Here is a 24,250-nt window from a genome sequence, read left to right as displayed (position 1 = left end):
GAGCAGGCCGGGAGCGTGGACTCATCGGCGGGTGTCCGAGGCCGCGCCTCCGGGTGCGGCGGCGTGGCGGTACAGCTGAGCTTCCAGCCAGGCCCGGCAGCGCTCGATCTGCTCAAGGTTCAGCCCGGTGGCATCTGTCAGATCCTTGGCAGTGAGCTCTCCTGTGGTGTTCTCCAGGGCCCGGGCGATCCGTCCGGCCCAGAGTTCTTCCTGGACGAACGGGCGACGCCGGTAGTGGTCGTACAGGGCGGCCAGGTGCTCCTTGGAGCAGGCATTCGGGAGACGATCGCCGAGCCGAGGGTCGCTTGAGAGGATCAAGGAGGGATCAGGGGCCAGGCTGTAGTGCTCCGAACCATCCCTGATCACCGCGCCACACCAGTCGCACCGCTCGGACAAGAGCTCCCTTTTGTCCGAAATATTGCTTTTCACGCCGATTTGCTACCCGGATCAAGCCTCCCAGGCACGGCTATATCCATCCCGATCGAGCAAAGGTATCCCGAGCTTCTGCTTGCGATGTGGTGCGGAGCGTGGCGCTGAGCCTGAGGGCGAACGGCTCAGACGTTAGGCCGCAAGGCGCCAGGGAAGGCGTGAACCATGTGCGAATTGGAGGAGACAGGCTGATGAGCGGGCTTCGCGGGCAGGTGGTGGTGGTCACCGGCGCCAGCGGCGGCGTGGGCCGCGCGCTGGTGCGTGAGCTGGGCGAGCGCGGGGCGAGTGTCGCGCTCATTGCCAGGGGCACGGTGGGGCTGGGCGCGGCAGCGGTCGACGTTGGCGTCGCCGGCGGCGATGCCCTGGTGTACGAGGCCGACGTGGCCGACTACGGCCAGATGCGGCAGGTCGCCGAACGGATCGAGGAGGATCTGGGACCCATCGACGTCTGGATCAACGTCGCCTTCTCCTCCGTTTTCGCGAAATTTCAGGACATCCAGCCGGGGGAGTTCGAGCGCGCGACCGCCGTGACGTACCTGGGGTACGTCTGGGGGACCAAGGTGGCCCTCGACCTCATGCGGCCGCGCGACAGGGGCGCGATCGTGCAGGCCGGATCGGCGCTGTCGCAGCGGGCGATCCCGCTGCAGTCCGCCTACTGCGGCGCCAAGCACGCGATCAAGGGCTTCACCGAGTCGTTGCGCACGGAGCTGCTGGCCGAGGGGAGCGGCATCCACGTCACGATGGTCCAGCTGCCGGCACTCAACACGCCGCAGTTCGACTGGGTGCTGTCGCGGCTGCGGCGCCACCCGCAGCCGGTACCGCCCATCTACCAGCCGGAGGTGGCGGCGAGGGCGCTCGCGTTCGCTGCCGAGCACCCTGAGCGCAAGGAGTACTGGGTCGGCATGCCCACCGTCGTCACGCTGCTCGCCCAACGCGTCGCGCCTGCCCTGGTCGACCGCTACCTCGCCAGGACTGGCATCGGCTCGCAGCAAACGGACGAGAAATCGCCGACCGGCGTGGCCAACCTGTGGGAGCCCGCCGACGAGTCGCGCGACTACGGCGCGCACGGTGGGTTCGACCGTCGTGCGCACGCCCGCAGCCCGCAGCTCTGGCTCTCGCAGCACCGAGGGCTCGTTCTCGGCACGCTCGGCGCTGCCGCCGCTGCCGTCCTCATCTGGCGCCTCTGACCGTCCTCGGGTCATCTCCATAACGACTGCCTGCCGCCCACGGCAGAGCTCAGGGTGGTTGAGCTCCGCCGGAGACCTTCACCGTCTCCTTGGCCTGGCGCTTCAGCCGATCTCGTAGATCCGGCCGGTCTGGTGGCCCTCGATGGAGCGGACGTACCCGCCCGCCGCCTGGCGTACAGGGACGGGCTCGAAGCCGGCGAACAGGTCGCCGTAGTGGTCGGCGGACTCGGTGAAGATGGTCGGGCTCACCGCGTTGATCCGCTGGGTCAGCTCGATGGCGGCAGCCCGCACGAAGGCCTCGACGGCCCCGTTGGCCAGGGCGGCCACGGTCCCGGTACGGAGCTGATCCCTGGCCAGCACGCCGGTGATCAACGTGAACGAACCGGTGACCCGCGCCAGCCCCTGGCGCACCAGCTCCACCTGGCTGAGCACCTTGCCGCCGATACCGTCCAGCACGTCCTGACGGCTGAGCTCGCTGAACGGCAGCCACGGCACGCTGCCGGCGCACGAGGCGAGGGCGTCCACCGTACCCACCTGCTCGTACATCTCCTGGATCGACCCGGCTTGGGTGATGTCCACCGGTACGTCCGAGCCCTTGCGTGATGCCGTGACGACGTCATGTCCTCGTCCGCGCAGGACCTCCAGGACGCTGCCACCCAAGGTTCCCGTCGCACCCACCAGCAGAATTCTCATGCCCACCAGCTTGTCGGCGGGACTGTTGTGAAGTCCAGCTACCTCTACTTCAGATGCTTTTAAGATGTGCTTATGCTTGACGTGAAGCGGCTGGTGCTGCTCAGGGACCTGGCCGAGTACGGCACCGTCACCGCCGTAGCAGACGTGCACGACATCACACCCTCCGCCGTCTCCCAGCAGCTGCGAGCCCTCGAAACGGAGGCAGGCGCCGCGCTGCTACGCCGTGAGGGCCGCTCCGTAAGGCTCACCGCCGCGGGCGCCGCCTTGGCCGCGCAGTCCGAGCACGTGATCGCGGCGCTGGAGGAGGCGAGCGGCGTAGTACGCGCGTTCGACCTCGAGGTCAGTGGCGAGCTGGTGATCGGCTGCATGCCCAGCGGCCTGGAGACGCTGGCCGCACCGCTGGCCGCGGCGTTGGCCGACGCGCATCCGCGGCTGCGGCCGCGCATCGTCGAGGTCGAGCCGGAACAGTCGTTGCCCCTGCTCAGGCAGCGAGAACTCGACCTGGCGCTGACCTACCGGTATCCGCATCTGGGCATGCCGATGCCCAAGGGCCTGCTCGCCTACAAGCTCTTCCACGATCCGCTCATGCTGGCCGTACCGGAAGAACTGCGCGCGATCGACGGGCTCGCGGCGCTCCGCGACCACCGGTGGATCACCACGCCGGCGCCGAGCGCCTGCCGGGACGTGACCGTGCACGCCTGCCAGAGCGCCGGCTTCACGCCGGTCATCGAGCACACCTACCACGACCTTAGGGCCGCGCTTGCGCTGGTCGCTGCCGGGATGGGGGTCACCATCCTGCCGATGATGATGTGCGGTCCACGACCGGGGGTCGCACTCCTGCCGCTGCCCGGCAAGAGCCGCACGATCGAGGCCGTGATCCGCGCCGGAACCCAGGCGCACCCAGCCGTCTCCGCCGCTCTCCAGACGGCCTCCACCATCCCCGCCTGTACCGCGTCATGATCGGATATGGAGTTCTGGCGATCAGCTCAGGACGGGCCAGGGAATGTCTGCGCGCCCCTCTAACATCGCCCCCATGACTGAGATCGTCTCGCCCCCGGGATACCGCGTCATCAGCGCCGAAGAGGCGGAGGAACGCTTCGGCATCTCGGACGATGTCGAGTATCCGTATCAGGAGTTCACCGACGAGCAGGAGATCCGCCTCTACGCGGGCGGCCTGCGCGTCGCGGGCGGTCTGCAGCCGGAGGACGACGTCGACTGGGTGCCGTACAACGTGATCGTGGACGGCGACCTGACAGTGGAGGGCGACCTCTCCTGGTGGGACGAGAGCGGCGGCAACTTCCTGCTGGTCACCGGCGACCTGCGGGCGCGCAACGTGATCCTTTCCGGTTGCCCGTGCGTTGTCGTCCGGGGTGATCTGGTCGTCGAGAACGGCATTCAGGGCAAATACGGCGACGACGGCGGATTCCTGACGGTGTTCGGCCGCACCCGCGGCCAGATCATCGTCAGCACGCTCTACTTCAACATGCACTTCGGCAGTCAGCCGGAGGCGGTGCTGGCGGCCGATCCCCATCGCACCGGCTGCCCCGTCGACTTCACCGACGACGAGCTGTCTGGTGTGGTGCTGCCCGACCTGCTCCGCGAGGACGGCACGCCGGACACGGACAAGATCGGCGAAGCGCTGCGAGAAGGCCGGCCGATCCTGCGCGCGGGCGTGCGGCCGAGTCATGTGGCGGCGATCGAGGAGCTGGAGGCGCTGTCGAGTCGCGCCGACGAGGTCACCGAGCTCGACCTGTCCGATCGCAAGCTGCGACGGCTGCCCGAGCAGCTGTTCGCCTTCCGCAATCTGCGCGTGCTCTCCCTCTCGGGCAACGACGACATCGGCGAACTCGACGAGCGCATCGGCGAGTTCGCGTCGCTGGAGGAGCTCAACGTCGCCGGGATGCGGCTGACCAGCCTGCCCGAGATGATCGGCAAGCTCAGCGACCTGCGCGTCCTCGACATCTCGGGCAACGAGTTCGAGAGTCTTCCCGATTCGATCGGCGACCTCTCCCGGCTGGAGATCCTGCGCGCGGAGCGCCTGACGTGTCCGGTTCCCGATGCACTGGGCCGGTTGCCTCAGCTGCGCGAGCTGTACCTGTACGGGCTGAAGCCGGGGGAGTACGACGCCCAGGTCGACTTCCCACTGCCCGTCACCCACCTGACCGGTCTGAGGTCCCTCAGCCTGAGCCACGTATGGCTGTCGTCGATCCCCGACGACCTGCTGCGCCTCACCGAGCTGGAGGAACTCGACCTGAGCGGGTCGCTGTCGGCCACGCTGGAACGGCTGCCCGACCTGGCGCGGCTGCCACGCCTGCGGGTGCTCCGGCTCAGCGGCAACACTCCGTGGACCTTTCAGCCTGAGCCCAGCCGCGACCTGCTCGCCGGCGTGTGGTCCATCACCACGCTGGAGCAGCTCGCGATCGACCGGTGGAACGAGAAGACCGGGGGCGACCGTCCTCCCTTTACCGCTCTGCCGGATGACGCCTTCTCACGCATGCCCGGGCTCCGGTGCCTGGACCTGTCCTTCAACGAGCTCACCGAGCTGCCCGAATCGTTCTTCAGGCTGGAGCGGCTCGAGAATGTCGACCTTCAGTACACCAAGCTCGGCAAGGCCACTCTCGACCGGCTTCGCGCCACCTTCCCCGAGGTCAGGATGGACCTGCGCGCCGTCGAGACGAAGGCCGACGTCGACGATCCCACCTGGCAGGCCGTACACGCGCTGGTGAAGAGCGGTGCCGCGGCACTGCGGCGCGGTGAGCGAGCGGAGGCCGTCACCGCGTTCGAGAAGGCACTCACCCACTGCGTCCCCGGCGCGTGCTTCTCCGACTACGACCACCTTTACGCGCTCTACGGCCTCGTCGACGCCCTCGGACATCTGGTCAACACGGCAGGGGACGACCGCTCCGCCATGGTCGCCCGGCTCGTCGGCCATGCCGAGCGGGCCCTTTCCTTGGTGCCCGCCCTGATCTGGCACTACACCGACGAGGGAGCTTTCCAGGAGGAGGTCAAGCGCCGGGCGGGCAACGCGCTCGCATGGCATCTGATGGAGGCCGGTGACCTCGATCGCGCGCTGGACGCCGTCGATCGTGCCCTCTCCGTGAGCGCCGAGCCCGCGTACGACTACATCAGGGACACGAAGGTACGCATCCTGGTCGCCATGGGCCACGCCCCACAGGCGTACGTCATCGTCGATCAGGTGCTCACCCGCGACCCGGATTTCGGAGATTTCGCGGACTTCGCCACCTCAGCCGACTTCCAGCAGTGGCGCCAGAACCAGCGCCCATGACGCCCAAGAGCCGGCGGGGTTCGGTCTGGCTGAACCCCGCCGGCGGCGGGCAATCGCTCAGCCGGAGAAGGTCGCGCTGTGAATGTCCACGGGGTTGGCGGCATCGCCGGTGGCCACGCCGTACACGGCCGTGAAGGCTCCGCCGACCGAGACCAGGCCGGTGTAGTCCCCGATCAGGCGTCCCACGCTCGTCGCCGGAACCTTCCGCGCGTCGAACGGCCCCTCGAGGTGCTGCTCGCGCCACGCCCCGGACTGCGTGCAGTCGCTCGTGCAGGTGACGGCCCACACGTCGGCGGGCAGGGTGGCGGGGTCAGGCGTGTTGTTGCGGAAGTCGTAGTAGGTGACCGCCACAGTGCCCGTCCGTGACACGGCGACGACCGGCACGGCCGCGGACCCGGTGGGCGTCTTGTCCACGCGGACCGGGCTGGACCACGTCTTCCCGCCGTCCGCCGACCGCGAGTAGGCCACGTGGAAGGTGCCGTCGGAGTCCTGGCTCTGCCAGACGGCGTTCACCACCAAGGTGCCCGGTTGGGCGGCCAGGAGCGGCAGGGAGGCGTTGCGCACCGGGTCACCCGAGTTGTCCGGGTCCGGGATGCGGGGGCCCACCGCGAGCGGGGCCGGAACGTTCAGCGTCGGCGCCGACCAGGTCCGGCCGCCGTCGGTCGAGCGGATGACCTGGGTGGCACCGTCGGTGTCCGTCTCGTGGTGCATGCCGATCAGCAGCGTCCCGTTCGGGAGCGGCACCAGCTGGGTACCGATGACGCCGCTGTTGGTCGGCACGTCGTAGACCTTGCTCGTGGTCCAGGTGCGCCCGTCGTCGGTGGACTTCGCCAGATAGATCGGCTGTACCCAGTTCTCCTCTGTGTCGGTCGACTGGTTGTCGATGCGGTCCCACACCGCGTAGACCACGCCCGGGTGGTACGGGTCCGCCGTCACCGATGGGCGATCGTTGAAGAACCGCGGGTTGTCGTCCCGTTGCAGGGTGACAGGCGCGCCCCAGTGCCGGCCGCCGTCAGCGGACCTGGAGACCAGAACGGCGGTCACGTCGCCTGCGCGGGACAGCGAGAACGACGAGGCCACCGCCGCACCCGACGGTGTGACCGTGATCCAGTGGTCGGTCGTGACGTCGTAGTCTCCGCCGTTGGCGGTCGTGCCGCCGTTGCACTGGGAGAAGGCGGGCAGGTTGGCGGACCGCTGCCAGGTCCGGCCGTAGTCGTCCGACACGGCGGTGACCGCGCCGTTGCTGCCGTACCGGTTCCAGCGATCCTGCTGGAACACCGTGACGAGGTGCCACGGACGGTTCGGGTCCCGCGCCAGCACGGGCAGGACCTCGGTGTTCGGGTGCAACGTGTAGCCGTCGGCCGGGGGAGGTCCGCAGCCTGCGGGCAGCGGGCTGACGCCCGAGACCGGCCGCACGACGGCAGGTTCAGGAGATGCGGCACCATCCGCGGAAGCGGGCTGCGCGGCGGCGCAGGCGAGCACGATGGCGGTTGCGGCTAACAAAACCCTGGAGGGTCGGATCACAAGTCTTCCTCATCTTCGTCGTATCTACCGGCGACGTCACCGCCTCGAGGGCGCCCCCTGGAGGCAGCAAACGATCAATGTCAGATTACTGTCAAATGATCAGTTTCGTCTGCCCAGTTGCCCACAGACGCAGTCGAGAGTGCGTCCGAACTGCACTTTCACCCAGGGTCTTGTACTGCCTACGAGCTGCTCTCCTGCGGGCCCAAGGGCTGGGCTCGACCGAGACTCTTGACGTGCACGTGTTCGGCTGCGATGCCTCGATCTGCGCGATGGGCTTGCCGGTAGAGCGACTCCGGTGGAGGTGACCGCCGCGCTTCCGGCTGCGTGCCCGCGGTCTCGTCACGCGCGCGTTCCTGCGCCTCACGGTAGCGTCGGAGGCGGGTTCCGAGCGGCGACGTCGCTTTCGGCCCCGGCATGTCGTGCGCGAAATCGGAGGTGATCACGATGCACCCGGTCCCATGACGGCCCCATCCCGGGGCGTCACGGAGCCGAAAGGTGACCGTATGAGCAAGACCGACAAGACCCGGCCCTGGTGGGTGCGGATGGCGGACTCGCCGATGGCGACCTGCCTGCCCGTGCATGATCATCGGTTCGGGCCGTGCACGCTGCCGGAAGAGATCACCGCCGAGAGCGCGTCCCTGGGCTACCGCAAGGGCGGCTGCCACTGGGGTGCCCCCACCTTCTACGTGTTCGGTTGCGGCACCAGGGGTGGGAATCGCGAGTGGTACTACTTCCGACGCGAAGCGCGCCGACGCAGCCGTCACCAGGCGCGCCGCGAGCTGCGCGCCTACGACAGCGAAGAGTGAAAAGGTGGCGGGCCGGATACCGGCGTGGATGTGGTGGAGGGGCGTCGCGCGGCAACGAGGTCAGGAGCACGGCGAGGAAGGGCCGATCCTGATGTCACCGGGGTGTCGGTACCGAGCCGCCGTTCAAGGTTCTGGTGACGCAGGGCGAGAATCTCAACGTCCGATCGTCCATGGGCAGCAACCGCAATGCGCGAAGGTGCACGGCCGTGCCGTACAACCTCACGCGAAGCCCCATCTGATCATGACCCGTGGCCGAGTCGACGGCACTGCGCGATGACCTGTCAACGCGATGCCGCGTGGCTCGGCCACGACATCCGCGGCGCCGGCGCCCACGCCGGCATTCCGGGTGCCGCGAACGTCGGGCACCGGGCCTGACCTCGTCGCCGCGTCCTGCCGCCTGCGCGTCGAGCGCCGGCGGCAGGTGAGAGAACCTCGCGACGACGTGCTGCTGCGGACCCGCACGACGTCGCGGAGGTCGGCCCCGTGAGTGGTTCACTCAAGGACGGCCGGGCGGAGGTCAGCTCTTCTCGGTGTAGACCTGGCCCCACGACCGGACGCGGAGGCGCAGGAGCTGACCGCGCTCGACGTACTCCTCAACGGTGCCGGCACCGGTGCCGGTCGGCAGGCCCTTGGCGGTGTGGACCTGGGCGTCGAAGAGGAACGTGTCGGCCTGGCCGCTCGGGTCGGGGACGATGCCGCTCGACTCCTCGTCCTGGGTCAGGAACGAGGCGGCGTCCGCGGACGGGCCGAACTGCTTGGCGTCGAACCGCGCGATCACGCCGAGGGCGCCGTCGGAGATCCGGTAGCCCAGGATCCGTCCGAGGTGCGGGTTGTTGCCCGTGTCCTCCTGGATGAGCAGGTTGCCCTGGTGGTCGATCGTGATGTTGTCCGGCATGTTCAGGTACGGCGCCTCGCTGCCGTCGAGCAGCAGGGTCAGCGTGCCACCGCGCTCGGGGTGCTCGATGTCGGCGAACCGCAGCCGCCACAGGCCGCCGCCGTCGCGGGAGACGCCCGGCTCCTGCGGGTCGGGAGAGGTCTTGCCTCCCGACGTCGTCGCGAAGTAGTAGTCGTTCGGGTGGATGGGGTCGAAGGCACCGTCCTCGACCCGGCTGAGGCTGAGGCCCGCCTTCTCCCCGTCGGCGTTCTGCTGCTTGCCGCTGACGGTCGAGTCGACCTCGTTGAGGGTGACCTTGACAGGCTTGCCCTTGCCGTAGGTGGCGCGGAACTGCGCGTCGGTGGCGACAGCGTGGTCCTCGACATCGATCACGTTCAGCGTGCCGTCCGTCAGACCGGCCTTCTCGACCGGCGAGCCGGTGGACTGCTTGCGCCCGGCGTAGACCCACAGCTGGGCGGAGCCGCCGTCCTCGTTGCCCATGACGAGGGTGGTGTCGCTCTTGTTGGCCGCGGGCAGCGTGTTCTCCCAGGAGTGGAGGCCGAGGCTCGGAAGCTGGGTGGCGACGCCGTCGTCGGTGACGCCGAAGACACGGCCCTCGTCACCGTTCTCCTCGTTGGCGAAGTAGACGCGGCCGTCGTAGCCCTTGCCGCTCTTGGAGTCGAACCGGCCGGCCTCGGCGAGGGTGCCGGAGCAGAAGCGGGAGAAGGCCGGGAGGTGGGTCGCTCCCGCAGGGGCGACCGGGGCGTTCCCCCAGGTCTTCTTGACGTAGTCCCAGTAGCGCACGGAGGTGATCAGGTCGGACCCCTTCGTGACGCTTCCGGTCGAGGGGTCGATCTCGAGCTTCGAGACGAAGGAGCCCTTCTGGCCGTGCGCGCGCACGATGCCGGCTGAGCCGCCCATTTCCTGGTTCATGTAGACGACCAGGTTTTCGCCGGCCTGGTAGGCGCCGAGACCGTCGGGGACGCCCACCATCCGGAAGCCGTTGCCCGCGGGCTTGTCTCCGACGGTGTACAGGGAGGTGATGCTGACGCCCTTCGCGACGGGCAGGACGTACGGGGCGATGGTGGTGCTGGGACCGGTCGGGCCGGTCACAGGGGCGGCGAGGGCGGTGCCCGCTCCGGTCAGTGCGGCCACGACCGCGGTGGCGCCCACGAAGGTGGCGCGCAGGTGGGAAGAAGGCACGGGATTCCTCCGGCGTTTGATGTTCCGTTGCTACGTTTGAGGCTTTTGAGAAGCTAGAGATCGATGAGTCCGAAACGCTCAACGGCTGGGAACGCGGACGTGAACGGCGCGCGAAGACCCGCTCCTCGGTGCGACTTTCAGGGCTCCTGCGAGGGCGGGACGGCGCGCGACCAGCGGATGTCATCGGCAGTTCGCCGCCGCTACGGCTTGCCGTCATCAAGTCCGTAACAGCAGTTAATGGATGACCGATTTGATCCGACGGGCCAACGGCCCCATCACTGGTCTGTTCCTCAGGAGAAAATGTGCGACGTCGCCCTCTCGTCCTCTTGGCCACTGCGGCGCTCATGATGGTCGGTACCCCGGCCTTCGCCGCAGGCAAGGCGGCCCCGCCCGCCGATGACCCCGCGCGCGCGACCCTGCTCGCCCGCGCCACCCTGCCCGCCTACACGCCGGCTCCCGGTCCGCCCACCGGCGCCTTCAGCGACCCGAACAACGGCATGACGCCTCCCTACCCCAGCCAGCTGGTGCTCGGGATCTCGTCCATGCTCCCCGACGGCAAGGGCGCGTTCTGGGCCATGCCCGACAACGGTTTCGGGACCAAGGGCAACTCGGTGGACTTCCTGCTCCGGCTCTACCACTTCACGCCGCAGTGGGAAACGGCCCGCGGCGGAGCCGGGACCATCGACGTGGGCCGGTTCCTCTCACTTCGCGACCCGGATCACAAGATCCCCTTCAAGATCATCAACGACGGCACCGCGGACCGGCTGCTCACCGGCGGCGACTTCGACGTGGAGTCGGTGACCAGGACCCCCGACGGGTCGATGTGGGTCGGCGACGAGTTCGGGCCGTTCCTCCTGCACTTCGACAGCACCGGCAAGCTGCTGCAGGCCCCGATCGCCCACCCCTCGCTCAAGTCCCCGAACAACCCGACGCTGGCGAACGGCGAGCCCACGACGGTGCAGGGCAGCCGCGGCTTCGAGGCTCTCGCCTCCTCTCCCGACGGACGGTTCCTCTACCCCGCGGTGGAAGGCCGGCTGACCAACGACGCCAACCCGCTCCGGCGCTACATCTACGAGTTCGACACCCAGAAGAACGAATACACCGGTCGTTCCTGGCAGTACCGGACGGACGGCGAGGACTACCGCATCGCCGACATGCAGTCCCTCGACGCCAACCGGGCCATCCTGATCGAGCGTGAGGACGACGAGGGGCCCAAGGCCACCTTCAAGCGCGTCTACCTGATCGACCGGCGCAAGACCGACGCGGACGGTTACCTCGTCAAGACCGAGATCGCCGACCTGCTGAACTTGCGCAACCCCGCCCACATCGGCTCGAACGACCCCGCCGGGGGTTACGGTCTCGGCGACCCCTTCAAGTTCCCCCTGCAGTCCGTGGAGGCCCTGCTTCCCCTGCCGGGCAACAGGATCGCCGTCATGCAGGACAACAACTTCCCGGACAGCACCGGCCGCGTCCCGGGCAAGCCGGACGCGACCGAGATGATCGTGATCGGCTTCCCGAAGCAGTAGTAACGCAAGGCGCCGGACGGACCCCGTCCGGCGCCACCTCAACGTGAAAGCGCTGCGCGTACAGGGGATGTTTCGCCCAGCCGTCCCTCGCACCTGAGGGACGCCGCAGGTCAGTGGAGGCTCAAGACGATCTTGCCGCGGGTGTGACCCTGCTCGCCGCGCCGGTGTGCCTCGGCGGCATGCTCGAGTGGCAGTACGGCCTCGACCTCGACGGCGACCTCCTCTCGGTCGATGAGGTCGGCGATGCGGGCCAACGCGGTCCCGTCGGGCTCGACCAGGAACGGAGTGGCTCGCACTCCGAGGGTCCGGGCGCTGTCCAGCAGGTCCGGCGAGACGCCCGAAGGGATCGCGACCAGGAGCCCGTCCGGGCGCAGCACCTTCAATGAGCGGTGTCCGTCTCCCACCAGGTCGAGCACCACGTCGACGTCGCGGACCACCTCATCGAAGGCGGTGGTGGTGTAGTCGACGGTCTCCGCGGCGCCGAGTTCGCGCAGCCACCCGTGCTTGCCGGCGGTCGACGTGGTGATGACGTACGCGCCCAGGTGGCGAGCGAACTGGATCGCCAGGTGGCCGACACCGCCGGCTCCAGCGAGGATCAGTACTCTCTGTCCGGCCTCCACCTTCGCGGTGTCGACGAGGGCCTGCCAGGCGGTCAGGGCCGCCAGCGGTACGGCGCCTGCCTGCTCGTGGCTGATCGTGGCGGGTTTGCGGGCGAACTGGCGGGCCGGGGCGGTGACGTACTCGGCGTAGGCACCGGCGGCGCGGGGGAACCATGGCATGCCGTACACCTCGTCGCCCGGCTTCCACCGCGTGACGCCGAACCCGACCTCTTCCACCACTCCCGAGACGTCCCACCCCAGAATGAACGGCGGCTCGCCGAGCACTCCCGCCATGCCGCCCCCGGCGCGGGTCTTCCAGTCCACCGGGTTGACGCCGGCGGCGTGCACCCGCACGAGCACCTCGGTGGGCAGTGGCTCAGGCCTGGCCACTTCGACCTGCTCCAGGACCTCCGGGCCGCCGTACTCCGACTGGCTGATGGCTTGCATGGCCGATCTCCTCGGTCGCCTGTGAATTGACGATCGCAAGCTATCCTTCGGGTGGTAGTAACCCGCAAGGAGTATTACTATCCTTTGGGAAGTAAGGAGGTCTTCGTGGTTCTGCGCTGTGAAACCGGTCGGCATGACCACCACGACGTTTACGCCGCGATGTGTCCCTGCCGTGACGTGCTCGACCTGCTCGCCAACAAGTGGTCGGCCCTGGTCATCGGCGCTTTGGAGGGCGGGCCGCAGCGCTTCGGCGCCCTGCAGCGTCACCTGCAAGGGGTCAGCCCCAAGGTGCTGACCCAGACGCTGCGACGGCTCGAGGAAGCCGGGTTCCTCGACCGGACCATCTATCCGGCCGTCCCCTTGCACGTGGAATACGCCCTCACCGACCTGGGCCGCAGCGTGGCCGTACCCCTGGCGCTGCTGCGCGGGTGGGTTGAACAGCATCTCGACGAGATCAAGCCCTACGTCTAGCTCACGTTGGGCTGTCCGCGCTCTTCCAGGAGGAGGGGTATCGCCGATCCTGGGACAACGCCAGGAAGGCGGCGACGTCAGAGAATCGAGCAGTTGCGTACGGCGGGGTGTGGCGTGCTGGTCAACGTCGCCAGCATGGCCGCCTACCAGCCCAACCCGCGCATGGCGCTCTACGGCGCCACCAAAGCGTTCGTGCTGAGCCTCACCGAGGCGCTGTGGGAGGAGTCGCGCGGCACCGGCCTGCGGGTGATGGCCCTGTCACCCGGCGCCACCCGGACGGAGTTCTTCGATGCCATCGGCACGCAAGCCGCCGGAGGAACCCCGCCAGGCCTCCCCGGCCGAGGTCGTCCGCACTGCCCTGGCCACCCTGGACCGCCGGAACGCACCACCCAGCGTCATCGCGGGACGCCTGAACCGGGTGATGGCCTTCCTCAGCCGTCGGCTGGCGACCCGGCGGCAGGTCATCCGGGCCATCGGCCGGCTCACCGCCGAGGGGGCATGATGCTGGTCCGGGCGCGCACGCGGGTCGGCGCCGTGGTTTGAGAGATCCCCGCAGCGGGGGAGTGCCCTTCCAGATGCGCGGTCGGTCAGTCAGCGCGGATGGCTGCGTCGAGCAGCGGTGATACGAGAGGAGTAAGCCGCTTCGTCCGCAGGCTGTCGGCCCACAGCGGACGACGAAAGGCAACGGCAAGGAAGTCTTCTCCCTGCATTTCCAAGCTATAGCGCACCGGGGGGCTTGCGGCAAGACCCGGGTCGTGCCTCATGATTGCCGACCGAAGGGCCAGAACCTGCGGAAACGGGGGACGCGAAATGCGTGTGGTGTTGTCGACGTGGGGATCGCGCGGAGACGTCGAACCTCTGGCGGGACTCGCGGTGCGGCTGCGGGAACTCGGTGCGGAGGTGCGGGTGTGCGCGCCGGCGGACGAGGAGTTCGCCGAGCTGCTGGCGCGTGTCGGCGTGCCGCTGGTGCCGCTGGGCCCCACGGTGCGCTCGGTGGTGGCCGGCACGAAGCCGCCCTCGGCGCAGGCCGCGTTCCGGCTCGCTCCCGAGCTGGTCGCCGCGCGGTTCGAGACGCTCACCGCGGCCGCCGAGGGATGCGACGCGCTGCTGGCGACCGGCCTGATGCCGGCCGGCGCTCGGGACGTGGCCGAGAAGCTGGGCATCCGCTACGTGTTCGCCTGCTTCCATACCGTCGGGCTGCCGTCGCGGCACTTCCCTCCGGCGGCGCGGCCGGGCAAGCCGTCCCCACAGGGCGAGACCGACAACCGGGTGCTGTGGGAGCAGGACGCCGAGCGGGTGAACGCGCTGTACGGCGAGGCGCTCAACAGCCACCGGGCGGCGATCGGCCTGCCACCGGTGGACAACGTCCGCGACCACGTCTTCACCGACCAGGTGTGGCTGGCGGCAGACGCGACCCTGTGGCCGTCACAGGGCATGACGGACCTCGACGTCGTGCAGACCGGAGCGTGGATCCTGCCCGACGACCGCCCGCTCCCGGCCGAACTGGAGGCCTTCCTGGACGCGGGCGCACCACCGGTGTACGTGGGCTTCGGCAGCATGGCCGCGCGCGCCCCGAAGGACATCGCCCGGGTGGCCATCGAAGCGAGCCGCGCGCACGGCCGCCGCGTACTCCTCGCCCACGGCTGGGCCGACCTGGCCCTGATCGACGACCAGAACGACTGCTTCGCCGTCGGTGAGGTGAACCAGCAGGCATTGTTCGGCAGGGTTGCCGCCGTCGTGCACCACGGCGGCGCCGGCACCACGACGACGGCCGCCGTGGCCGGCGCGCCTCAGGTCGTGGTACCCCAGATCGTGGATCAGCCGCGCTGGGGCGCCCGGGTGGCCGAGCTGGGCATCGGCGCGGCACACGACGGTCCGACCCCGACCGTCGACTCCCTGTACGCCGCGCTCACCACGGCCCTGACCCCCGAGACCCGAGCACGAGCAAGAGCTGTGGCCGGCACAATCCGCACCGACGGGGCGACGGTGGCCGCGAAACTGCTACTCGACACAGCCAGCAGGGAAACGCCGCCCACGCCCCAAGCCAGGAACCGGCGGGCGACGTGATCATCGTAAGCCGTACGAGTGCCGGGCGTTGTCCGGTCCGAGTCGCTGTGAGGCCGCTGTTACGTCATGGTGGCGAGCGACGCGCGGACCTTGGCGAGCAGTTCCGGAGGCAGCGGGGCGTAGCCGAGCAGCGACAGGTTCGACTGCCCGGCGTCGCCGGCGATGTAGCGAAGGAAGCCTCGAAGGAGAGCCGGTGAGCCCCGGTCGCAGGCGATCTCGTATGTGAGCAGCACGATCGGATACGCTCCCCGCCTCTTCACCGTGGGATCGATCTTGACCGTCAGGTCTCCGTCGGTCCCTGCGACCTCGGCCCCGGACAGGCTCCTGCTCGCGCTCTCCGGCGACAGCGCCACGTATTCGCCTGCAGCGTTTCGGATCTTGGCTGTGCGCAATCCCGCGCCGCTGGCGTAGCCGTACTCCACGTAGCCGATCGAGTCCTCCGTATGTGACACGCTGTCGGTCATTTCGGCTGACCCCTGGACGCCCTCTCCTCCGCGCGCGGGCCAGTGCATCGAGGGCTTGTACGGCCAGCCGTCCATCGCTCGCAGGGTGCGGGTCAGATTCTTGCTGGTTCCCGAGCCGTCGGATCGATGGAACAATCGGATGCCTCTGTGGGGCAGATCGGCGCCTGGGTTCTCCCGGGCGATCGCGGGGTCGGCCCAGGTGAGGATCTTGCCGCTGAAGATGCCGGTGAGGGTGGTGGGCGAGAGCCTCAACTCGGTTATTGCCGGGAGGTTGTAGATCACGGCGATCGGCCCCACGACCATCGGCAGCTGGAGTGCCCGGCCGGCGCAGCGCTTGTAGACCTGAGCTTTCTGCTCGGGACTCATCGCAACGTCCGACCCGGCGAACGCTGTGTCACCGCGGATGAAGTCACGGATGCCGTTGTCAGAGCCGTTGGCCCGATAGATGATGCGCGCACCCGGGACCGTCATGGCGTATCCCGCACGCCAGGCCTCCATCGCGCCGAGCTGTGCCGTGGAACCCGAGCCGATGATCGTCGCGGCTTGGCCCGGCATCGAGCTCACCTGCTGCTCGTCACCACCACATGCGGCCAGCAGGGCAGCCACAAGCACGGTGGCCGCCCCGGCCGCTGCCGAACGTCGCACAACTATGACGCTAGGAAAGCGCGCTTCAGAATGTCCGCATCCCATCGCAAAGCAGACATCAAGGCTTAACGGCGTCGCCGCTGACATGCCAGGTCACGAGAGCGCGCTCGATCCCGTTGCGCTGCTGTTCATTACCGCGGCCTGTCGGTCAAGACCGTCTGAGGAACCGACGTCCTGAAGCAGGAGAGCCGACGGACAGGCCGACGACTCTCCCAGGGTGGGTTACCACCACCATCCGCCGCCGCCGCAGCCGCAGCCACCTCCGCCCCACCACCTGCGCCGGCGCCACCAGCGTCTGCGGCCGCCCCAGCCCCAGCCGCCGCCGCCCCAGCCGCCGCCCCAGCCGCCGCCCCAGTCATCCCAGTTGTTCCAGGCGCGGAAGCCCATACGTGCCATGACTCCTCCTCATGAGCAGCTCCCGAGTCGGGAGCACCTACATGCGGACAAATGCGACATTAATCCTCAAAACCCAGCACATCATTAGATATGTGGAGTGTTGGCTGGAGCTTGGGGTGGAGTTCGATCTATGGGTATTTGCTCGAAGCAACGTTTAAAGCCGGCTGCCGAGATGAGGTTCTGGCTGACCAGCGGCGCCGCCCCTGCGCGATGCCGAGTGGCCACCTGATGCACGCCGCGGACCCCAGCCGCGCCGCCTCGCGCTTGCGCACGTCGGCGACCTCGTCATTCGACGTGCGCTCCGGCACCCACGTCGCTCACATCCAGCTTGAGTCGCTCAGGTCGTGGCGTGAGCCTTGATCGCGACGCTGGTCAGGGCCAAGAGGAGCTCCAGGTCGGGTTCGGCTGCGAGCTGGACCGACACCCACGCTTGATCGCGGCAGGCGTGGACCTGGCCGGATTCCCACAGGTGGGGGCCGAGGCGGCCGATGACGGGTGCGGTCAGCCGCAGGTATCACCAGCACGAGCTGGGACGCTCTGGGAACGGCAACGCCATGGCGATGGTCGGCGTCCTACGTCCTGGCCGCAGAGCCTCAGTGGGCCAGGACCACCAGCGTCAGCGCGGCCAGGGCGGGGACGGTCTGGACGAAGAGGATCTTGCGCGACACGGTCGCGGCGCCGTACAGCCCGGCGACCATGACGCAGGCCAGGAAGAAGATCCGCACCTGGAAACCGACCGGGTCCGGAGCGAACGCGCCCCACAGGAGGCCCGCTGCCAGGAAGCCGTTGTACAGACCCTGGTTGGCGGCGAGCACCTTGGTCGAGACCGCGAGTTCCTCGGTCGTGCCGAAAGCCGCACGTCCCCGGGGGCTGGTCCACAGGAACATCTCCAGGACCAGGATGTAGACGTGCAGCAGGGCGATCGCGACGACGGCGACCATGGCGATGGCGGACACGCCGAACACCTTACGGTGCGCCCGCACCATGGGACTAGCGGGAGTCACCCCCCTGCAGCCTGGCCAGGGTGAGGACCTCGCCGCGGATGCCCCAGCCGCCGTCGACGACCTCGTCGATGAGGACCATCGTGTTGTCGCGTACGGCGTCGCCGAACGTCTCGCAGTACAGGTCGGTGACCTTGGTGACCAGGTCCTGCTTCTGCTCGGCGGTGAGCGTTCCGGCAGGGACCTTCAGGTTGGCGAATGGCATGTCGTTTTTCTCCTTTCGATGATTCACCAGGGTGGCCGGGTACCGCACGGCTATCCAGGCGTTCCTCACCCGGGGGTTGGCGGCCCCTGGCTGCGCCGGTCGCTCGGGCCACACACTGGAGGGGTGAACCTGTCTGAGCTCGGCGCTTTCCTGCGGACCCGGCGCGCGCGGATCACCCCGGCCGAGGTCGGCCTGGTCAGCGGCCCCCGGCGGCGCGTTCCAGGGCTGCGTCGCGAGGAGGTGGCGCAGCTCGCCGGTACGTCGGTGGACTACTACATCGAGCTGGAGCGTGGCCGGGGCGCGCAGCCGTCGGAGCAGATCCTGGCCGCTCTGGCCCGGGCGCTGCGGCTGGACGGTGACGAGCGCGACCACCTGTTCAGGTTGGCCGGCCGTACCGAACCTGTGACGCAAGGGACGGCGGTACACGTGCAACCGGCCATGCTGGCGCTGCTCGACCGCCTCGACTCCACGCCCGCGCAGATCATCACCGACCTGCACGAGACCCTCGCCCAGAACAGGCTGGCCGTGGCGTTGCTCGGCCCTCCCGCGCACGCGAGCGGGCCGGGCGCCAGCTATGTGTACCGCTGGTTCACCGACCCGAGCAGCCGGTTGATCTATCCGGAGGATGAGCATCCGCACCATGCGCGGGTGATGGTCCACGATCTGCGCGCGGCGGTGGCGCGTCGCGGGCACGACGCGCGGTCCATGGACATGGTCGCCCGGCTGCGTCGGACGAGCCGGGAGTTCGCCGAGCTGTGGGACAGCGGCGATGTCGCCGTACGCCGTGGGGACCGTAAGCGCATCAATCACCCGTCGCTGGGCGTGGTCGACGTCCACTGCCAGAACCTGTTCAGTGAGGACGGCAGGCAGCGGCTGCAGTTCTTCACCGCTCCTGCGGGCAGCCCGGCGGTCGAGCAGTTGCGGCTACTCGCCGTGATCGGCGTCCAGAACCTCGAGCGGGACCTTACAGGTGGTTGGCGTCGATGACGGCTTGGGCGAACGCCTGAGGTGCCTCCTGCGGCACGTTGTGGCCGACGTCGAAGACCCGGTGCTCGTACTTGCCGGTGAACTTGGCGCGGTAGGCGGAGCCGTTACCGGGTGGTGTGAACGGGTCGTAGCGTCCGTCGATGGTGATCGCGGGCACGGCGATCGCGGGTCCTTCGGACAGCTGCCGCTCGATCGAGGCGTAGCGCGGGTCGCCCTTCAGTAGGCCCAGCCGCCAGCGGTAGTTGCCGATCACGATGCGCACGTAGTCGGGATTGTCGAAGGCCGCCGCGGTCCGCTCGAACGTGGCCGCGTCGAAGTGCCACGTCGGCGAGCTGAACTTCCAGACCAGTTCCGCCAGGTCGCGCCGGTATTTGTCGAGCCCGAGCACGCCCCGCTGGGTGGCGAAGTAGTACTGGTACCACCACGCCCACTCGGCCCTCGGTGGCAGTGGCATCTGGTTGGCCTCGACGTTGGTGACCAGGTAGCCGCTCACCGACACCAGTGCCTTGCTGCGTTGCGGCCACAGGGCCGCGATGATGTCGCCGGTCCTGGATCCCCAGTCGAACCCGGCGAGGATCGGTTCGCGGATCTTGAGGGCGTCCATCAGGGCGATGATGTCGAGGGCGAACGCCGCCTGCTCGGCGTTCCTGGGGGTCGCGTCCGCCAGGAAGCGGGTCGTCCCGTAGCCGCGGAAATACGGGACGATGACCCGGTGTCCCTGCGCGGCCAGCAGCGGCGCGACCTCGGCATAGCTGTGGATGTCATAGGGGAAGCCGTGCATGAGGATGACCGGCGGCCCGTCCGCGGGCCCGGCCTCGACATACCCGACGCTGAGGACACCGGCGTCGATCTGTTTCACCGGGCCGAAGGGCTCGCCCGCCTTCCCGGGCACGCCGAGACCGGTGGCGAGGGCGGCTCCGGCTGTCAGACCCAGGAAGTGGCGACGATGCAGAGTGGTCATGGGAACTCCATTCCGCCAGCTGCCGTCCGCCGTGCCGGTCAGCGCGGTGTTTGTCGTGAGATGTACGGCCGGCCCGTCGATGGGCCGTGTCCCGCAGCACTGATGTCGACAAAGCCCTGATCACGACGACAGGCTGGCCGTGCGGTGCTCTACCGGTGGTCATGCCCCCTCCGGTGAGAGGTGAAGACCGCGGGGATCAGCCCACCTTGGAACCGCCGAAGGAGTAGGAAATCCGCGGGTCCGCAGTCGGTGGCAGCGCTCGAGGTCAGGCCGGCGGGCGGGGCCTCCCGTCAGGTCGCGCCCGCTGCTCTTATGTGCTGGCGTCGGCACGCGGATTCGACGTGCTGCGACCCCTGGCTCTGGCCGATCTTGCGGACTCTGAGGGACACGACGATCGCGGAGACCCCGTACACGAGGCTGAACAGGCCGAAGACGGAGGCCATCGACAGGGCGCCGATGTCGGGCCGGACGAAGAGGACGACCGCCAGGGCGATCGACACCAGGCCGCTGAGCGCCCACATGATGCGCTCGCCGCCGCTCTCGCCGCGCTGGAAGACCATGACGACCTCGGTGACGCCGGTGACCAGCGCCCAGCCGGCCACCCAGATGGTCAGGACGAACGCGGTGAGTCCCGGCCACACCAGCGCTCCGACGCCGGCGGCGATCGACAGCAGGGCCAGCAGCACCCAGCCGATGACCGGTCCGGCGCGGTCGCTGTTGAAGGCGCGGGTGAAGTCCATGACGCCGGCCAGGAAGGCGTAGACGGCGAACAGGATGACGAACGCGCCCACGGTGATGCCCGGCCAGGCCACCGAGACGCGTGTCTGCCACGCACATGCTCCGCTTCCGTCAACCGGCTGAAAAGACGGGTCAGTCCTGGCTGGTGCTGTGGGGGGTCGGCTGCTCGCCGATGGCGGCGAGCAGCAGAATCGGGAACTCTCGGTCCTCCTGGCCGGTGGCGAGTCCTACCCACCTGCTGCCGTGCGGAGGACGCCATACGCTCAGACGTCCGCACATCCGGCTGAGGTCGATCATCGGCTCGGCGGTCTCTTCGCCGTACCACAGCTCGATTTCCTCAGGTCGGCCCCATCGCGCGGTCAGCAGGGCCGCCAGCTCGCCCCGCGCGGCATCCATCTCCTCCCAGACCGCTTTGACGACCTCCAGCCCGTCGTCCCAGAAATCCTGGCTGACCCGCAGCGCGCGGACGTGGTGAGCGGGTCCGCTGGAGTGCCAGCCGTCCCGCGTGTCCTCGGTGGGGAACGACAGGGCGAGGAGCCGGTCGACGGCTCGCAGCTGGTCTTCAAGAAGCATGCCAGGACGCTACTCGCAGCACGGGAGGCGTGTGCGTTGTCAGCCGGAGCCGCGTGCGGTTCACGCGGCGGTTAGCAGGTTGAGGCCGTATTCGAAGCGCTCGTCGAAGGAGCCTGTCCGCAGGTGTGGCAGCACGCGGTCGAGTGAGGGGTAGTGGCCGCCCGACAGGGCCTGGTCGAGCACCTCGACGTCGGCGTCGGCGGCGGCCTGCTCCTCCTGGGCCAGGCCGAGCACGAAGTACACGATGGCCCAGCAGCGCCAGGCCGCCTCCTGCTCGGTGAGTCCGCCTGCCAGCAGCGCCTCGATCATCGTGTCGGCGAAGCGGAGCGTGGCGGGTTCGGCGGTGTAGGTGCCGGTGACGATCACGGCGCCGTCGCGGTGTGACAGCAGGGCCTGGCGGTAGCGGCGGGCCAGCTCGCGCACCCGTTCCTGCCACTGCTCGGGCAGGTCGTCGAGGTCGATCTCGGCGACGATCGCGTCGGCCATGAGCTCCAGCAGGCGGGCCTTGGACTTGATGTGCCAGAGCACGGTGTTCATGCGCACGCACAGCCGGGTGGCGACGCCGCGGATCGAGACGGCTTCGGCGCCCTTCTCCTCGAGGAGTTCCAGTGCCGCTTCGACCATCTCCACTTGCTTTTTGGTCACTGACCAAGTGTACTTCAGTTGGTCACCGACCAAGAGGAGGTTCATGGTGATCGTCATCGTGGGAGCAGGCCCTGTCGGGTTGTGGCTGGCCGCCGAGCTCCGGCTGGGCGGAGCCGAGGTCACCGTGCTGGAAGCCCGCCAGGAGCGCGACCCGCACTCCAAGGCCCTCACCATCCACCCGCGCACGCTGGAGCTGCTCGCCTGCCGCGGCCTGGCCGACCGCTTCCTGGCCGAGGGCCGCCCCATCCCGGACGGCCACTTCGGCGGGCTCGACCAGCGCATGGACTTCGCCCCGCTGGACACCCCCTTCCCGTTCACCCTCGCGCTGCCGCAGGCCCGCACGGAGGAACTGCTCGAAGAGCACGTCAAGCAGTCGGTACGGCGCGGCCGCCGCGTCACCGGGCTCACCGAGGAGCCCGACCGGGTGCGCGTCCACCTCGACGGCCCGCCGTACACGATCGAGGCCGACTACGTGGTCGGCTGCGACGGCGCGCGCAGCACCGTCCGCGAGGCCGCCCAGATCGCCTTCCCCGGGACCGACTCCACCGCCTGGGGGTGGCTCGGCGACGTCGTGCTGGACCAGCCGCCGCCTGGCGTGATCAACCTTTCCAGTACGGCGGGCGGGCTCATGGTGGTCCCGCTCCCGGACGGCCTGCATCGGATCGTGGGCGGCGACCCCGGCGACCCGCCGTCCACCTTCGAGGAATTCCGCGCCAAGGTGGTCGCGATCGCAGGTGGCGACTACGGCATGCGCGACCCGCGCTGGCTGTCGCGCTTCGGCAACGCCACCCGCCAGGCCGAGCATTACCGCAAGGGCCGGGTGCTGCTGGCCGGCGACGCCGCGCACATCCATTTCCCCACCGGCGGCGTCGGCCTCAACGTCGGCGTCCAGGACGCCATGAACCTCGGCTGGAAGCTGGCCGCCGTCGCCACCGGTCGCGCCCCCGACGCCCTGCTGGACACCTACCACGACGAACGCCACCCGGTCGGTGCCGCCCTGCTGACCGGCACCCAGGCGCAGACGGCGCTGATGACCACCTTCACTCCCGAAGGCCAGGCGCTGCGGGCCGTACTGAGCGACCTGATCGCGACCGTGCCTGCCTTCTCGCTCGCGCTGGCCGAGCAGGTGTCCGCGCTGTCGGTCGCCTACCCGTCCCGCCGAGGACATCGACTCGCCGGAAGGCGCGCGCCCGACCTGCGGCTCGGTGACACCTCCCTGTTCGCGCTGCTCCGTCACGGGCGCCATGTGCTCCTGGACCTGACCGGCAAGGCCACGTCGGTCCCTGACGTGACCTGGCACAGCGCGCCGCTCGCCGTACCGCATCACGAGTGGGACGACGTGACGGCGGCGCTGATCCGGCCCGACGGGCACGTCGCCTGGGCCGGCGACGACCCGGCCGCCGACCTTGAGGCGGCGGTCGCGGTGAGGTGGACGTGAGGCTGTCCGCCGCGGGCACCAACGGCAGCGTGTGAACCTGTCAGAGGGTGGTGATGAGGCCGCCGTCGATGACGAAGTCGGCGCCCGTGACGTTGCCCGCGCGGTCGCTGGCGAGCAGGAGAACGAGGTCGGCGACCTCCTCCGGCTGCGTGAAGCGGCCGGTCACCGACCGGGAGGCGACGCCCTTCACGACCGACTCCGGATCGCCGCCGCCGGACTGGGCCACGGTGGCCGCCACGCCGTCCGAGCCCAGCCACAGGTCCGTGGCCACCGGCCCTGGGCTGACGGTGTTGACCCGGATGCCCTTCGGACCCAGTTCCTTCGACAGCGACTTGCAGAAGCTGTACAACGCCGCCTTGGCGGCGCTGTAGTCGATCACGAGAGGGTCGGGCAGCGTCGCGTTCACGGAGCTGACGGTCACGATCGTCCCTGCTTCTCGCCGCAGGAGGTACGGCAAGGCCGCCCGGGTGACGCGTACGGCGGACAGCAGGTTGATCGTCAACGTGGCGATCCAGTCGTCGTCCGTCACCGACAGGAAGCCGCCGGTGCGCGGGTGGACGCCTCCGACGTTGTTCACCAGGATGTCGAGGCCACCCAGGATGGAGACGGCGGCCTCGACGAGATCCGCCGGCCCTGAAGGGTCGGCCAGGTCCACGGCGTACGGATGGACCCCCTCAACGTCGGACGAGTCGACATGCCGGCTCCCGGCGACCACGCGGACGCCCTCGGCGGCCAGCGCCCGCGTGATCGCCAGCCCGATGCCCTTGCCGGCGCCGGTGACGACGGCTGTCTTGCCGGACAGGTGTAGATCCATCACGGTCCTCGGTTCCTGAGTCAGGCGAGAGCCGCCTCGGCGACCTCCCGCCGGCCGTTGTCGACGGTCATGGAGTTCCCCGGTCGGGGAACTCCATGAAGTCGGTGACAGCGGAGGCTGGATCGGGCCTGTCCGCCGGTCATGAAACCCCCAGTCCCACCATGCTCCCTCCGCCGTCGACGCGAGGTCAAACGTAGCTTCCTGAAGATCCTGGTGAGGTGCGGCTGACGCGGGTGGACTGGTCCTTCCCGCCTGGGTGGGAGCACTCCAG

The 24,250-nt window shown here is 69.1% G+C and carries 24 protein-coding genes and 1 pseudogene; 11 read left to right on the top strand and 14 right to left on the bottom strand.

Translation table 11 applies throughout. The features are described from left to right. Positions 1 to 21 precede the first annotated feature (21 nt). Positions 22 to 318 carry a hypothetical protein gene (locus tag KIK09_RS07185; RefSeq protein ID WP_214317803.1) on the bottom strand — a complete coding sequence of 99 codons (297 nt, stop codon included), beginning with the start codon at positions 316 to 318 and terminating at the stop codon, positions 22 to 24. Between the two features lie 302 nt (positions 319 to 620). On the opposite strand from KIK09_RS07185, the gene KIK09_RS07180 reads away from it, so the two are divergent. Beyond that, a complete protein-coding gene (locus KIK09_RS07180) occupies positions 621 to 1,616 on the top strand; it encodes an SDR family oxidoreductase (protein ID WP_214317802.1) in 996 nt (331 codons plus the stop codon). 102 nt (positions 1,617 to 1,718) lie between these two features. Here the strand turns inward: KIK09_RS07180 and KIK09_RS07175 are convergent, their stop codons facing one another. Further along, positions 1,719 to 2,309, bottom strand: a complete 591-nt coding sequence (locus KIK09_RS07175) for a short chain dehydrogenase (RefSeq protein ID WP_214317801.1) — start codon at positions 2,307 to 2,309, stop codon at positions 1,719 to 1,721. A gap of 72 nt (positions 2,310 to 2,381) precedes the next feature. Between KIK09_RS07175 and KIK09_RS07170 the strand changes: the two genes are divergently transcribed. Both KIK09_RS07170 and KIK09_RS07165 read left to right on the top strand, forming a co-directional pair. After that, positions 2,382 to 3,269 carry a LysR family transcriptional regulator gene (locus KIK09_RS07170; RefSeq protein WP_214317800.1) on the top strand — a complete coding sequence of 296 codons (888 nt, stop codon included), beginning with the start codon at positions 2,382 to 2,384 and terminating at the stop codon, positions 3,267 to 3,269. Positions 3,270 to 3,342: 73 nt separating this feature from the next. Continuing rightward, positions 3,343 to 5,595: a leucine-rich repeat domain-containing protein gene (locus KIK09_RS07165; protein WP_214317799.1), complete on the top strand. Its 2,253-nt coding sequence runs from the start codon at positions 3,343 to 3,345 to the stop codon at positions 5,593 to 5,595. Positions 5,596 to 5,652: 57 nt separating this feature from the next. Here KIK09_RS07165 and KIK09_RS07160 read toward each other — a convergent pair whose 3' ends face one another. Further along, positions 5,653 to 7,011, bottom strand: a complete 1,359-nt coding sequence (locus tag KIK09_RS07160) for a sialidase family protein (protein ID WP_214317798.1) — start codon at positions 7,009 to 7,011, stop codon at positions 5,653 to 5,655. A gap of 611 nt (positions 7,012 to 7,622) precedes the next feature. Here KIK09_RS07160 and KIK09_RS07155 point away from each other — a divergent pair. Next, a complete protein-coding gene (locus KIK09_RS07155) occupies positions 7,623 to 7,925 on the top strand; it encodes a hypothetical protein (RefSeq protein ID WP_214317797.1) in 303 nt (100 codons plus the stop codon). 517 nt (positions 7,926 to 8,442) lie between these two features. On the opposite strand, the gene KIK09_RS07150 is transcribed toward KIK09_RS07155, so the two are convergent. Further along, positions 8,443 to 10,002: an alkaline phosphatase PhoX gene (locus KIK09_RS07150; RefSeq protein ID WP_214317796.1), complete on the bottom strand. Its 1,560-nt coding sequence runs from the start codon at positions 10,000 to 10,002 to the stop codon at positions 8,443 to 8,445. Positions 10,003 to 10,304: 302 nt separating this feature from the next. Here KIK09_RS07150 and KIK09_RS07145 point away from each other — a divergent pair, with 302 nt between their 5' ends. Then, positions 10,305 to 11,528, top strand: coding sequence for an esterase-like activity of phytase family protein (locus KIK09_RS07145; RefSeq protein ID WP_214317795.1), 1,224 nt, complete (start codon positions 10,305 to 10,307; stop codon positions 11,526 to 11,528). 110 nt (positions 11,529 to 11,638) lie between these two features. Here KIK09_RS07145 and KIK09_RS07140 read toward each other — a convergent pair whose 3' ends face one another. Continuing rightward, positions 11,639 to 12,574: an NADP-dependent oxidoreductase gene (locus tag KIK09_RS07140; RefSeq protein ID WP_214317794.1), complete on the bottom strand. Its 936-nt coding sequence runs from the start codon at positions 12,572 to 12,574 to the stop codon at positions 11,639 to 11,641. 105 nt (positions 12,575 to 12,679) lie between these two features. Here KIK09_RS07140 and KIK09_RS07135 point away from each other — a divergent pair, with 105 nt between their 5' ends. From KIK09_RS07135 to KIK09_RS07125, 4 genes and pseudogenes are all read left to right on the top strand, one after another. Further along, on the top strand, positions 12,680 to 13,045 hold the full coding sequence (locus KIK09_RS07135; protein ID WP_214317793.1) for a winged helix-turn-helix transcriptional regulator: 366 nt from the start codon (positions 12,680 to 12,682) through the stop codon (positions 13,043 to 13,045). A 135-nt stretch (positions 13,046 to 13,180) separates the two neighbouring features. Continuing rightward, a pseudogene (locus KIK09_RS57465) lies at positions 13,181 to 13,288 on the top strand (SDR family NAD(P)-dependent oxidoreductase); the annotation flags it as partial. Between the two features lie 46 nt (positions 13,289 to 13,334). Continuing rightward, on the top strand, positions 13,335 to 13,547 hold the full coding sequence (locus KIK09_RS57460; protein WP_250572858.1) for a hypothetical protein: 213 nt from the start codon (positions 13,335 to 13,337) through the stop codon (positions 13,545 to 13,547). A 308-nt stretch (positions 13,548 to 13,855) separates the two neighbouring features. Continuing rightward, a complete protein-coding gene (locus tag KIK09_RS07125; protein ID WP_214317792.1) occupies positions 13,856 to 15,112 on the top strand; it encodes a glycosyltransferase in 1,257 nt (418 codons plus the stop codon). Positions 15,113 to 15,171: 59 nt separating this feature from the next. Here KIK09_RS07125 and pstS read toward each other — a convergent pair whose 3' ends face one another. From pstS to KIK09_RS07100, 4 genes are all read right to left on the bottom strand, one after another. After that, a complete protein-coding gene (pstS, locus tag KIK09_RS07120; RefSeq protein ID WP_214317791.1) occupies positions 15,172 to 16,308 on the bottom strand; it encodes a phosphate ABC transporter substrate-binding protein PstS in 1,137 nt (378 codons plus the stop codon). Between the two features lie 135 nt (positions 16,309 to 16,443). Beyond that, complete coding sequence (locus KIK09_RS07115; protein ID WP_214317790.1) at positions 16,444 to 16,617, bottom strand: hypothetical protein; 174 nt, start codon at positions 16,615 to 16,617, stop codon at positions 16,444 to 16,446. 593 nt (positions 16,618 to 17,210) lie between these two features. Then, positions 17,211 to 17,573 (bottom strand): DUF1304 domain-containing protein, encoded by a 363-nt coding sequence (locus KIK09_RS07105; protein WP_308163954.1) that lies wholly within the window; start codon positions 17,571 to 17,573, stop codon positions 17,211 to 17,213. Between the two features lie 34 nt (positions 17,574 to 17,607). Further along, positions 17,608 to 17,823 carry a tautomerase family protein gene (locus KIK09_RS07100; protein WP_214317789.1) on the bottom strand — a complete coding sequence of 72 codons (216 nt, stop codon included), beginning with the start codon at positions 17,821 to 17,823 and terminating at the stop codon, positions 17,608 to 17,610. A 123-nt stretch (positions 17,824 to 17,946) separates the two neighbouring features. On the opposite strand from KIK09_RS07100, the gene KIK09_RS07095 reads away from it, so the two are divergent. Then, positions 17,947 to 18,810, top strand: a complete 864-nt coding sequence (locus tag KIK09_RS07095; protein ID WP_308163952.1) for a helix-turn-helix transcriptional regulator — start codon at positions 17,947 to 17,949, stop codon at positions 18,808 to 18,810. On the opposite strand, the gene KIK09_RS07090 is transcribed toward KIK09_RS07095, so the two are convergent. From KIK09_RS07090 to KIK09_RS07075, 4 genes are all read right to left on the bottom strand, one after another. Beyond that, positions 18,788 to 19,771 (bottom strand): alpha/beta fold hydrolase, encoded by a 984-nt coding sequence (locus tag KIK09_RS07090; protein WP_214317787.1) that lies wholly within the window; start codon positions 19,769 to 19,771, stop codon positions 18,788 to 18,790. The two genes, KIK09_RS07095 and KIK09_RS07090, sit on opposite strands and share 23 nt — an antisense overlap. 290 nt (positions 19,772 to 20,061) lie before the next feature. Beyond that, entirely contained in the window at positions 20,062 to 20,583 is a 522-nt protein-coding gene (locus KIK09_RS07085; protein WP_214317786.1) for an HdeD family acid-resistance protein, read from the bottom strand. 58 nt (positions 20,584 to 20,641) lie between these two features. Continuing rightward, positions 20,642 to 21,082, bottom strand: coding sequence for a hypothetical protein (locus tag KIK09_RS07080; protein ID WP_214317785.1), 441 nt, complete (start codon positions 21,080 to 21,082; stop codon positions 20,642 to 20,644). Between the two features lie 60 nt (positions 21,083 to 21,142). Next, a complete protein-coding gene (locus tag KIK09_RS07075) occupies positions 21,143 to 21,727 on the bottom strand; it encodes a TetR/AcrR family transcriptional regulator C-terminal domain-containing protein (RefSeq protein ID WP_308163951.1) in 585 nt (194 codons plus the stop codon). Positions 21,728 to 21,770: 43 nt separating this feature from the next. Between KIK09_RS07075 and KIK09_RS07070 the strand changes: the two genes are divergently transcribed. Next, complete coding sequence (locus KIK09_RS07070; RefSeq protein WP_214317784.1) at positions 21,771 to 23,165, top strand: FAD-dependent monooxygenase; 1,395 nt, start codon at positions 21,771 to 21,773, stop codon at positions 23,163 to 23,165. 40 nt (positions 23,166 to 23,205) lie between these two features. On the opposite strand, the gene KIK09_RS07065 is transcribed toward KIK09_RS07070, so the two are convergent. Beyond that, positions 23,206 to 23,979, bottom strand: coding sequence for an oxidoreductase (locus tag KIK09_RS07065; RefSeq protein WP_214317783.1), 774 nt, complete (start codon positions 23,977 to 23,979; stop codon positions 23,206 to 23,208). Positions 23,980 to 24,250: the final 271 nt, after the last annotated feature.

It is taken from the genome of Nonomuraea sediminis (assembly GCF_018531495.1).
Taxonomy (GTDB): domain Bacteria; phylum Actinomycetota; class Actinomycetes; order Streptosporangiales; family Streptosporangiaceae; genus Nonomuraea; species Nonomuraea sediminis.
Note: the sequence above shows the minus strand (reverse complement) of the source record. Positions and strands in the feature narration are given on the sequence as shown.